Source organism: Colwellia sp. TT2012 (genome assembly GCF_001440345.1).
Lineage (GTDB): Bacteria > Pseudomonadota > Gammaproteobacteria > Enterobacterales > Alteromonadaceae > Colwellia.
This window is the reverse complement of sequence record NZ_LJYX01000174.1, coordinates 1-746: the sequence shown is the minus strand read 5'-3', so window position 1 is coordinate 746 and position 746 is coordinate 1. Positions and strand designations below refer to the sequence as shown.

Here is a 746-nt window from a genome sequence, read left to right as displayed (position 1 = left end):
CCAACAGGAAAGGCAGCGCCGGCGGTGCGGCCGCCAGGGTCAGGCGATTGGCAAGCGGCCGCTGGCGAACGTCCTGCACCGCACACACCACCAGCCAGACTAAAACCACGAGGCCTTGGACCACGTAAAAACCGTCCCTTTTTGCTGATTGATTCTATGCTGATATCAGGTAGTAGCAGTCAGGGTAGTCGCAGTGATGAAAACCAGCCTCCCTAGAAAGCAAAAAGGGGCCGTCGCCATCGAGTTTGCGGCGGTCTTCGTGATTTTTTTTGCCGTGTTCTATGCCATGGTCAGCTACAGCCTGCCGCTGTTGCTGTTGCAGTCGTTCAACCAGGCCACGGCCGAGGCCGTGCGCCGCAGCGTGGCGCTGGACCCCAGCACCCCCAACTACAATGCGGCGCTCATACTGCGGGCGACCCAGACCGTGCAAAGCCAATTGCAGTGGATTCCCGCCACCTTCCAGTTTCAGGCGGGCCATATCAACCCGACCTACACCGCCGGGGTGCTGACCGTCGAAATCAACTACCCCTCGGCTAATCTCAAGAATGTCCTGCCGTTTATTGTGCTGCCGGGCATTGGCACCGTGCCCAGCCTACCAACGACGCTGAATGCCCAGTCGAGCCTGCAATTTTGACCTCCGGTGACAAAATCTTCGGCCGGCTGCCCGGCCGCAGCAGCGCCCACGCCCTGCACGTCCCCGCCCACCAGCCTACCCCCGGCCTGCACCCGTCCCTCGACCCGCCACG

General features: G+C 61.7%; 2 protein-coding genes. Both read left to right on the top strand.

The features are described 5' to 3' along the window. The coding region (locus ASU03_RS21290; protein WP_197411333.1) for a hypothetical protein at positions 1 to 216 on the top strand (216 nt) is incomplete at its 5' end. Then, positions 197 to 634 (top strand): TadE/TadG family type IV pilus assembly protein, encoded by a 438-nt coding sequence (locus tag ASU03_RS20440; protein WP_082627379.1) that lies wholly within the window; start codon positions 197 to 199, stop codon positions 632 to 634. The genes ASU03_RS21290 and ASU03_RS20440, both read left to right, overlap by 20 nt. Positions 635 to 746: the final 112 nt, after the last annotated feature.

What these genes read in the sequence shown, in the direction of transcription:
- ASU03_RS20440 (WP_082627379.1), top strand. Translation starts at nt 197, where the DNA reads ATGAAAACCAGCCTCCCTAGAAAGCAAAAAGGGGCCGTCGCCATCGAG.